9 protein-coding genes and 1 pseudogene are annotated in these 10125 nt (G+C 34.4%); 4 read left to right on the top strand and 6 right to left on the bottom strand.

Annotated elements, in window-relative coordinates; genetic code table 11:
• The first annotated feature begins 80 nt into the window (after positions 1-80).
• On the top strand, positions 81-725 hold the full coding sequence (locus tag H5180_RS16145) for a DUF3658 domain-containing protein (protein WP_182758622.1): 645 nt from the start codon (positions 81-83) through the stop codon (positions 723-725).
• Between the two features lie 33 nt (positions 726-758).
• Positions 759-1430 carry a hypothetical protein gene (locus H5180_RS16140; RefSeq protein ID WP_182758621.1) on the top strand — a complete coding sequence of 224 codons (672 nt, stop codon included), beginning with the start codon at positions 759-761 and terminating at the stop codon, positions 1428-1430.
• Between the two features lie 3 nt (positions 1431-1433).
• On the opposite strand, the gene H5180_RS16135 is transcribed toward H5180_RS16140, so the two are convergent.
• The 6 genes and pseudogenes from H5180_RS16135 to H5180_RS16110 all read right to left on the bottom strand — a co-directional run bounded on the left by H5180_RS16135 (position 1434) and on the right by H5180_RS16110 (position 6898).
• Entirely contained in the window at positions 1434-1658 is a 225-nt protein-coding gene (locus H5180_RS16135; protein WP_182758620.1) for a DUF3955 domain-containing protein, read from the bottom strand.
• A gap of 173 nt (positions 1659-1831) precedes the next feature.
• The gene (locus H5180_RS16130) at positions 1832-2965 is read right to left on the bottom strand and encodes an FAD-dependent monooxygenase (protein ID WP_182758619.1); all 1134 of its coding nucleotides are present in this window, start codon (positions 2963-2965) and stop codon (positions 1832-1834) included.
• Positions 2966-3449: 484 nt separating this feature from the next.
• Positions 3450-4400 (bottom strand): helix-turn-helix transcriptional regulator, encoded by a 951-nt coding sequence (locus H5180_RS16125; RefSeq protein WP_182758618.1) that lies wholly within the window; start codon positions 4398-4400, stop codon positions 3450-3452.
• Positions 4401-4454: 54 nt separating this feature from the next.
• The gene (locus H5180_RS16120) at positions 4455-5162 is read right to left on the bottom strand and encodes an EAL domain-containing protein (protein WP_182758617.1); all 708 of its coding nucleotides are present in this window, start codon (positions 5160-5162) and stop codon (positions 4455-4457) included.
• Between the two features lie 221 nt (positions 5163-5383).
• A pseudogene (locus H5180_RS23640) lies at positions 5384-5571 on the bottom strand (IS3 family transposase); the annotation flags it as partial.
• Between the two features lie 349 nt (positions 5572-5920).
• On the bottom strand, positions 5921-6898 hold the full coding sequence (locus tag H5180_RS16110) for a zinc-dependent alcohol dehydrogenase family protein (RefSeq protein WP_182758615.1): 978 nt from the start codon (positions 6896-6898) through the stop codon (positions 5921-5923).
• A 151-nt stretch (positions 6899-7049) separates the two neighbouring features.
• On the opposite strand from H5180_RS16110, the gene H5180_RS16105 reads away from it, so the two are divergent.
• Positions 7050-7949: a LysR family transcriptional regulator gene (locus tag H5180_RS16105; RefSeq protein WP_182758614.1), complete on the top strand. Its 900-nt coding sequence runs from the start codon at positions 7050-7052 to the stop codon at positions 7947-7949.
• Positions 7950-9630: 1681 nt separating this feature from the next.
• On the top strand, positions 9631-10125 hold the full coding sequence (locus H5180_RS16100) for a CS1 type fimbrial major subunit (RefSeq protein WP_182758613.1): 495 nt from the start codon (positions 9631-9633) through the stop codon (positions 10123-10125).

The following is a 10125-nucleotide window of genomic DNA, read 5'->3' as shown; positions in this document are numbered from 1 at the left end:
GATAGTTAGATAGTTAGATAGTTAGATAGTTAGATAGTTAGATAGAATTATAGCAGAACGAAACTTAACTATTTGATATTTTGCAGATAGCACATCTAGAAGAAGCTGCTGACGCAAATATTGAAGATAAATGGTTGGTAGATATTACTAAAGACATTAGTAAATTATGTCACTTTGACTTTACTCCTTACCACAAAGTGGTTATTTGGCATGGAGATAATGCGCCTGAACAGTCGTTACTTTACTTGTGTTGCCATATAATTGATGAGCATAAACTCTATCATATCAGTATTAACGACTATGACCTCTCCACTCATATGCTACATGGAGTAGGTGCCTGTTCTCTTGAAATGTTAGACTTCCTGCATAATCAAGAAAAAAATATCAATCCCATAAATTGCATTCAATATGCACAGTTATGGCAAAAACTAGTTAAGCTATCGAAGCGACCTGACAGCTTATTGCGTATTTTTGAAAGCAACGAAGTTAAGTCTGTTGGTGAAGATTATTTTGATAAACAAATATTGAGGCAATGCCAAGAACAAGGCCAAGGAAACTTTGTATTAATGCTGGCAGTAGTTGGTCATGTTCTGGGGTTGAGCGAGCAGCTTATTACAGACACTTTCATCATTGCTCGAGTCTACTATTTAATACAAGATACTCGTCTTGAGTATCAAGGGAATTTAGATAAGTCGCGTCAGTTAAAAATTCGAATCAAGAATTGATTATAGTAACCTACTAAACTCTAAGAGAATACCATGAAGACTTTACAACTCAACTCAATCATTTTAATAGTAGCCTTATCCGCGCTAACCGGTTGCCAAAGAACTAATAAGGCATTAGAGGCATCACTAGAAACACAGTTCCCTAGTGTCATGAAAAAGTTGTTCAATATTGATGTTGATAAATCATTTTATATCACTTTTCCCGATCATAAGAATCAAGTCCAATTAACAGAGTTTACCGAGATAGACACTAGTAAAGATACAAAGCCTTACGTAAAAGGCGTCCTGTCAAACAATGAATATTATGCAGCATGGCTTGACTATACCAATATCACTGCGTTGAATATTTCAAATAATAAAAACATTTTTAAGTTTGTTGCGCCTTATACTTTAACCAATAGTAATCCTGATTCGGATAAAAACTCCAGTCTAGATTGCCACGATCTACCTAGTAGCGCACTCTACCTAGGTGCTTTCGAGCTAGATTACCTTACTAATAACATCAACCAATATGGGCAACAGTTTTTAGGTAAGTATAGTACACTTACTGCAATAGATTATGATGGACAAAAGGCTGTTGATGTCACTATACGTCGGTATCCAACACAGGCTGACCAAGAGAGAAAAAACAACTCAAGTGCTCACAAGCTGATGCTTGATGTAGATGAAGGGTTGATCTTAGTTGATGATGCTATCGTAGAATAAGCGTTAATGGCTTTGATTATGGGTTATCCTCCCTTTTACCTGTATAATGAGTGACGAAGCATAGAAAGTTACTGATAAAGCTAAACAGATAAAAGTCAGAGGTAAAAACAGACTTTCTTGAAGTACGCCTTCAGAATCAATGCTGCCATAAAACATGGTTTCCATCAGTCCAGAAAACACAGCAAAAGCTAGCAGAATTGAACCACCGATAAATAATTTAGATTTCATAAAAGCTCCTTTAGCTGATAAATTGAGGTCATAAGCATGCCTTCTTTAATTATTGCAATATAGTTATCGTTTAATGACACAAATAGGATAGTTTCTTAGATTCTGACCACCGCCTGGCTCTAAGTAAACAAGTAATGTAGTGGTCAATAAAATTTGCAGGACTTAACTTATTGCTATTTTTTAGTTAAATGGGGGTTTGTTGCCAATTTTATCCAACCGTAAACATTCAAAGGCCCTATATGTCGTATTATCATATTTCTAATAAAACGTATGATGAAGTTATCCATTTTTTTTATGTTTGCTAAAGGCTTGTCAGAATATTGAATAATCCATTCAATTCGTGCTTGGCGCGCTTTTTTATATTGCTCCAAATCTATCTTATTATGACTTAAAGCTTTTGATAACGATAATGCATCCTCAAAAGCAGCTGCAGCGCCTTGTTGTAAAAGTGGAGAACAAGCGTTGGCAGCATCTCCAATAAAAACAATACGATTTTTATAGAAACGAGCTTCAGTGACCGATTTTAATTCACCTGTAATAATATTTAATTCATTAATTGATTTTAAAATACTTCTAGCGGGTTCCGCATAAGATGAGAATATACGCTTAATATCCTTTTGTGTATCGCCACTTAATGTATAGAAACTATTATCTTGATGGATATGTGCGTAACAATATAACTCATCTTTACTTAATGGGTAAGCCATAAATAAATCAGAGTTGCCAAGCATGTAGGTCGGTTCTAGTTGATGATTAGACGCCTTAACAATGAAACGCCACCCCGTTATTTTATGATTGTATAAAGTTTTAGTACCTCTAAACTGTTGATCTCTTGACGGTGAATTAACGCCATCTGCAGCTATCATTAAATCATATTTTCCAGCAATTTCCGTATTAGAACACTCGACTACAACCCCATTTTTATGATTATTAGCAGAAGTGATTTCTGTGGAATAGTGAATTTTATTTTCTATCCCCTCAGCTAATATATGTATCAATTTATTCCTTTTTAAGGCTACAAATGAGTCATTACTAAAAGGATAGCCTGTTAAGTTGGCGCGACTGAGTAATTCTCCATTTGATTTGGTATAATTTATTTCCTTTACCTTATGCGAATTTTTCATTACTTGATCATAGACGCCTATTTCTTTTAGTGCTCTTAGTGCATTGAACGGTAAAGCAATACCTGCTCCAGTCGTATTAAGAGAGCCTTTTTTTTCTATAATCTTGTAGTCAATGCGCTTTTCTTCTAACAATCGAGCCATAGATAAGCCCGAGATCCCAGCACCTACAATAAGAATTTTCATCGTTTATTTATTTCCAGATTGATAGACTTTCCTACTTTAACTAAGTAGCCTCTGAGCCAGAGTAATATGCTTCATAAGCTACTCGCAGCTAAAACTATTAACTTTGCAAGAAAAAGCTTAGTGAATGTCACTTGTTATAAAAAACATGCCGCCTGATATTGTTCTTACGTCAATTCGTTAGCGCTAGCAAGCAAGTTGACATTCCAAAAAACAGCGTCTAACCAGCGTGAATATTCCAGCTTCCGCTAGGCACTAACTAAAAATCATTAATCTCTAACCAAAACATCGCTATTACGACTAATATAAAAATACAAATCGGATATCTTAGTAACGCGCTTACGAGCTTTGCAGGGGAGAAAGAGTTCTCACTTATACCCCGACCTTTAGAATAGCTACTTCATATACCTTGGTATGGAGTATCTTCATCATTTTAAAGCTAGAGGAGTTCTTACTAGTTTGATTACTGTTCGTTTGCAGGTGTTTTTTAAATCTCTTCCTTTTTAATTATTGGATCAACAAATGGTTTGTTAATGAATGTTTCATTAATAAATTTTTCGTTAAAATAGAATAATTTTGAACTAATTAAATCAATAACATTAATGCGGTACATTAACCACCTGTAATGACATTTTAAGTATTTCATTCCATGAGAACTTACAGGCCCTTTATGACAGACATCTCCACCGATAGCCTCATAAAAATTAGCTAACTCTGGATAAAAGCATTTAGCAAAAATATATTTAGGAAATTTATTCGACTCCAATATTAGATCATAAACAAGTTTATTTTGATAATGAAATATATCCTTGCAACTAGCATGCATTGAAGTTATGTAAATAGAACCCTTTAAATCATCATCAGCAAAAGAGAGTTTGAAACCTAATTTTTCATTTATGACAGACAATGAGTAATCATCAGTTATTTGAAAAGAGATTAAGTGCCCAATGATATAGTTTTCGGGTGAATAGATCTCATGAAAATTTATATTACTTAGATTTTCATTTAACATTTGTAGATGTTCACTATCGCATGGTACGCCATGAATATCAGAATAATAAGCACTGTAGTGTTTTAAACGACTACTTGGTATTTTCTTACTAGATCGGACAGTAACTTTATTATGAGAAGAAACATTTAAATAAGGGTTATCACTACCCAAAAAATTATCTTTATATCTTTTTGATAAAAGAGACTCTAATTTAACTTTGTCGGGAGTAATAAAGGTATTTAAATCGTGTTTAAAGCCCATATATACCATTAGTAATACTTGTTTTTTTAACGAAGGCCTTGTTCTCTCATTCTCCCATCTAGAAAGTGTAATTTCATCTAGTAACTTAAATGAGTCTTCAACATCTAAACTCTGTATTTTTACAATAAAATCAAACTGAGTTAAGTTGTTTTCTATTCGATAGCGTTTTATAAATTTACCTAACAAATTCACTCCAATAAAATTTTTAAAAGTTAACTTTAACGATAATTAACTACTACATTAAATAGAAATACCTTTACAAAAAAAGAAGCCCTGATACCCATAAATATATTGATGAGGTAAATTTTTATAGAGTTCATCTAACGTCTCAATTCGTTCGACTATAATACCTTTCTTGAAGTACTTATTATTTTCAAATGCGAAATTTCTAAGTAGATCTAATTCTAGTTTATTTTTTGACATGTCTACTTTTACATAGTCGTAATAACCTAACTTAAGCTCATTATACCTAAAATCACCAAATACATAGTCATAATCATCTATAGCTAGTTTAATACCCCGCTCCTTCAGAAATATTAACCCTTTAATAACATTACAGCACTTTCCACATTTATCTCTTTCAGTAATTTCAACGACTAACTCAAGCCCATTTAAAGAACAAACTAAGTTTAACTCTAATATTTGCGATAAAATTCTCACATCACATAAATTATTTCTTTCTAGGTTAAAAAATAAAGTACTAAATTTATTTAAATTCGTTGCATTTGTAATGTTATTAAAAGCAAAATCAAGACTAAATTGAGTAATAATTCCAAGATTTATTGCATTTAAATAGGTTTGAAGTTCAAGATTCGATTCTGCCCTTGAAAAATCAACTAACAGCTCTCCAGCCACCACTTTATTATTTATATCAACAATTTTTTGCACCTTATAATTAAGGTTTGAAGTATGTAATTTACTATTAAGTGATAGATGTAACTCTTGCATTAAAGAACATTGATATAAGATTGTGATGCTGCCCTAAAAACAATTCAATAATTCAATAATACAGGGTTTCTAACATATGAAATTAGCATTTAAAAATAATAAAAAAAAGAAATGCTAAGCTTTACCTCTCTTCAATAGATTATCATGATCGTCGCAGCACTCCTGTGTCAGGAGCTGTCTAATGAACATATTGATAACCAACGCTAAAACTGACGACAATACTAAGCAATATTCTTCAATTTAAATGCTTCAGGGTTAAATAGCCACTCGTACTACGTTTCCTTGTTTTGTTGCATTGAACTTCAATGTATTCAAATACAGCTTGCCGCATTGTTTTCTTATCCATAATTGACTGACCATGAATTGCCTTGACTTTCAATACGTGGAAGAAACTCTCTGCGCGTGTATTGATATCACTGTCAATAAGACTAAGTATATAATCTATGTTCCAATAATTCCCTTTTGGCATACCATAGCGCAGCTTTGAATCAACAAAATCGTTGTATTTGCTCATCTCGCAGCTGTTGTTACAATCCTCTCTGACTGACCAATTCACCGAATTTAAGTTATTAATAGAACCCACTTCGCGACACCTTAAGTATCGAAGCAAGACATGACACCCTCAATTTTCCTTGATGCGTTCGCAAGAATTTGTACCGCTTTATTTCTGATTCTTCGAGAAGTAGATAGCGATAGAATAATAATTACAAAATCGCTAATAACGCATTAACACTTTTATTGGGAAGTTAAATCGATATTTATGCTGTAAGTGTTATTTTACCAACAGCTTTTCCAGACTCAAGGTGGTCGTGTGCTTTAGAAACCTCCCAAATTGAGTAGTCACTTTCATCAATAATTGGGGTTATCTTGCCAGCATCAACCAGTTCAGCAATTTCAGTCAAAATTTGACCGTGTGATTCATGGTTGATGCCATGAACAAGTGGAATAAGCATGAGTACACTATGGAATGACAGGCTTTTCAAAGCGATTTGTAGTGGATCTTCAATCGGTAAAATTGTTGATACATGACCATTAAACTTAGCCGCTTCAAATGACTTTTGAATGTTTTTACCAGAAACAGTATCAAATATTTTGTCAAATCCAACACCGTCAGTATATTTAGCCACATAATTGGCTACTTTTTCTGTTGTATAATCAACTAAATTATCCGCACCAACGGTTTTTGCAAGTGCTTCGTTAGCAGGCGAATAAGTAGAAGTAACATTAGCGCCTAGCACTTTTGCTAATTGAACAGCGATATGGCCAACACCACCAGTAGCACCATGAATAAGAACATTATCACCTGCTTTAACATTCATTTTATGAACCAGTGCTTCATAAGAAGTTATTGATACTAACGGAAGTGCTGCTGCTTGTTTCATGGTTAGTGTTTTAGGTTTTTTAGCCATTAAACGTGCATCAACCAACATAAATTCAGCTAAAGCACCATCTACACCATTAACACCACCAGCCATACCATAAACTTCGTCACCAATGATAAAACCAGTGACACCTTCTCCTACTTCGCTAACAATACCCGCTACATCACCGTGTAGTACTTCTGGCAAATTAGCTGACCAAGGTAATTCAACAGAGCGTAGCATGGTATCAATTGGGTTTACACTTGTTGCTTTAACTTCCACTACAATATGTCCTTTTTTAGCCACGGGCTTTGCTTTTTCCACTAGCTGAAAAACTTCAGTTGTGCCGATTTCATTAATGATCATTGCTTTCATATTATGTGCTCTTCATTTGTATGTTCGTTTAAGTACGACCATTCTATTTGTTGTCAACAGAACAAGCCATTACCCAATTAACAAGTTACTTTTGTCTTTTAAGCAATGCAGTATTAGAATAACAAGAAACTTTATATAGGTAGAAACAGTTATGAGTTCACTAAATCGGTTATTGTATTTTAATTGTGTCGTTGAAACAGGGAGTATCTCACAAGCCAGTAGAATATTTGATGTACAGCCTTCTTCTATCTCAAGACAATTAGCCGTTCTTGAACAAGAACTAGGTGTACGCCTTTTAAATAAAACCACCAGGAATACTGGGTTAACAGAAGCTGGGCGTAAGTACTATGAATTTTCTCAGCGTATTGTATCGGAGTTTGATGAAGCCAAAAGAGCGGTAAATGATTTGCAAGAAAAGCCAAAAGGTAATCTCAAAATAAGTATGACCGTGGGTTTTGGCGAAAGTGTTGTACTACCACTTATCCCGAAGTTTATGTTGTTATATCCAGATATTGATATAAGGCTTGAGTTAACAGAACGCGTTGTCGATCTTGTCGAAGAAAATATCGATGTTGCCATTCGAAGCGGACGCTTATCTGATTCGGCAATAATAGCTAAACGACTGACATTCAATAATTTTTTATTATGTGCTAGTCCCCAATATTTAGCTAACAACGGCACACCTCAATGCCCTAAAGATTTAGCCGAGCATCAATGTATTAGATACAGTTATGCTCGCTGGAAAGATTGGTTTTTAATGGCAGAAACAAGAACAAAACTAATCATTAACAATGCTATTTCAGTGAATTCAGTAAATGGCCAAAAGCAGCTAGTGTTGAATAATACAGGGCTTACCTTAATGCCGTTATGGGCTATTAAGAATGAGTTAGCTGACGGCTCTCTGGTCCATGTTATGCAGGAGTATACCTTTAGCCCATACGAAGAACTAAGTGCCACCTACGCTATTTATTTAAAGCGAGATATGATTTCACCAAAGACACGAGTTTTTTTAGATTTCTTAGTAGAAAATATCGTAAATATTGATGTCTAGTTCTACTTCTATGTGTACAGCGGAAGTGTTGGTGCTACTACGGCTTATCACTATGAGCGCAATTGGTACTTTTGTGAAGTTTGGTTTCAATCAGTGAGCTCAATCACTCGGTTTAATTACTGATGATATTGCTTTAACTTCTTTGCTATTAATACCATTTTTCTATTGGCTACAGGTAAAAGCTCATAAGGATAGACTCAACAGGTGCAACCTCCTGAGATGAACAGCAGCCCAAATTGACTATTTTGCAAAACTTAACAACGGCGAAGCTTTCGTTCTAGTGCTTCATATACATTTTGTATTTATCGTAGAAAGTATTGACCGTAGGAGAACATTGTAAATCTAACTCATAGGGCAAGTATGGAGCAGGACAATGCATAATAATTGCTGCCTATTTGCATATGCAGTTTGAACGCGTTGGAGTACAGAAAGTCAGCTACATTGATACTTACGAAGATTTAAGGCTAAACGGTTTAAAGAAGCTTAGATACAGGCAAGATTATCAATAAACACTCATAGCTTTACATTAGAGTAACAATCAAAATAAAAAAGCTTAGAGTCACTATGCTTGACAACCGTTTTGAAGCATAGCTTAATATTTTCATAATTCGCATCAGTTTCGATATTGGCCTTCCCTTCAGAATTATTTTTCAAGGGAAGTGAGTCATCAGGATTTTCTGTGAATGTATAAATTATAAAATCAAGCTCTTCTTGTGATAGCACCTGCATACAGCCTATAAAATGGTATATTAAAACTTATCTTATATATTTTCTCCTCTTAATCGATTAGCACTCTTAAAATATATTTAATTTAGAATGCTATCCTACAGTCCAGCCATTTGAATAGTGAACCATAATTTAAATGGTGGTATAGATCACTTTTCGATTGTTGCTGACGTCCTTAAATCTCAATAAATAGGAACTATTTATACTTTGATGATATCGGCCATATGATAAAGAAGCACAGTGAGAGTCAGATATAATTTGAGCTTATTTATTAACTATGCACTGCATAAATTTAAAGGCATCTTCGGTACAGTAGCAAAGAGAAAAATCACCAACGAGGGCAAAGCTGTCTTAGGGCTCGAATTGATTAAACCACTATCACATCGAACGAAAATTTAAGAGTTAACAGAAATACCAGTCGACTTTATGTCAGAACAAATCATGATTTACAGCCCCGTATTTAGTAGCGCCAAAGTATTCCTCTACACGAACGTGAGTAAAGTACATTAAGGTAGTTTAACAGGCACACTGCATGTTGAATCAATGGAAAACTTCAAATAAGACAAACTGCGGATCACTAATATCTTAGCTGAAAAAGCACCTTCAGCTGTTTCTCATCTGGCGAAAACTGTAGAGTAAACTGAAGCACTCCTGTCTTAAAATATAAGCAAGAACTAACCCGCCTTTTAGTGTCAAGATTAAGCATTTACACCTGTTATTTAGTTATAGGCTTTCTAGACATATTTATCTATGTTGAATTGATATACCTGAATCATACTAAAACCGGTCAACTTAGTTGTCGCGAACTGGCAAAGTCAACTGCTGCTTAATAGTTTAAGCATGAATTTTAAATGGTAATAGCATATTGTTTTTAAATGCATGTCTAGATGCTATTCGACTGAGTGATTGACAGGTGTAAGATACTTTTTCTACTTAATTAAAATTGGATTTAGATATGTATAGAAAGAGTATAAAAATTGGACTTGTGGCAGCTTTGGCTTCTTGCTTTACTGTAAATGCGGCAACTCAAGTTGTAACTGTTACGGCATCAGTTGATAGTAGTTTAACGGTAATTGATACCTCAGGATCGTGGGATGCTCCTATCGCAATGGCTGTTAATAGCGCAGGAGATGGGCTTCAAACAAAAAACATCAACTTAAATATGGTATCGAATAACTATAAGGATGTTCTAATTACATTACAAAGCTTCCCTAGCTTGACAGATTCTGTGAATGGAACATCTATTCCAATGACTTTTAAAATAGCGGATACCGCATTAGCACAAAACACACCTGTAACAATTGATAAAGATGCTTTGTACAATACTACTGAAGGTGCAATTACTAGCGCTAAAGATATTACTTTATCAATAGAAAGTGCGTCAACTACTGCGCTAGCTTCGGGTCAGTATAGAGGCTCTTTTACATTCGATTTTTCTATCGCTCCATAA

This window comes from Pseudoalteromonas sp. SR41-4 (genome assembly GCF_014163985.1).
GTDB classification, from domain to species: Bacteria; Pseudomonadota; Gammaproteobacteria; order Enterobacterales; family Alteromonadaceae; genus Pseudoalteromonas; species Pseudoalteromonas rhizosphaerae.
The sequence above is the reverse complement of the archived record's forward strand: the minus strand, read 5'-3'. Positions and strand labels throughout refer to the sequence as shown.

Bases quoted from the DNA above. Each gene is read 5' to 3' on its own strand.
- H5180_RS16120 (WP_182758617.1), bottom strand. From the start codon at position 5,162: ATGCAAGAGTTACATCTATCACTTAATAGTAAATTACATACTTCAAAC.
- H5180_RS16105 (WP_182758614.1), top strand. From the start codon at position 7,050: ATGAGTTCACTAAATCGGTTATTGTATTTTAATTGTGTCGTTGAAACA.
- H5180_RS16110 (WP_182758615.1), bottom strand. From the start codon at position 6,898: ATGAAAGCAATGATCATTAATGAAATCGGCACAACTGAAGTTTTTCAG.
- H5180_RS16140 (WP_182758621.1), top strand. From the start codon at position 759: ATGAAGACTTTACAACTCAACTCAATCATTTTAATAGTAGCCTTATCC.
- H5180_RS16100 (WP_182758613.1), top strand. From the start codon at position 9,631: ATGTATAGAAAGAGTATAAAAATTGGACTTGTGGCAGCTTTGGCTTCT.
- H5180_RS16130 (WP_182758619.1), bottom strand. From the start codon at position 2,965: ATGAAAATTCTTATTGTAGGTGCTGGGATCTCGGGCTTATCTATGGCT.
- H5180_RS16135 (WP_182758620.1), bottom strand. From the start codon at position 1,658: ATGAAATCTAAATTATTTATCGGTGGTTCAATTCTGCTAGCTTTTGCT.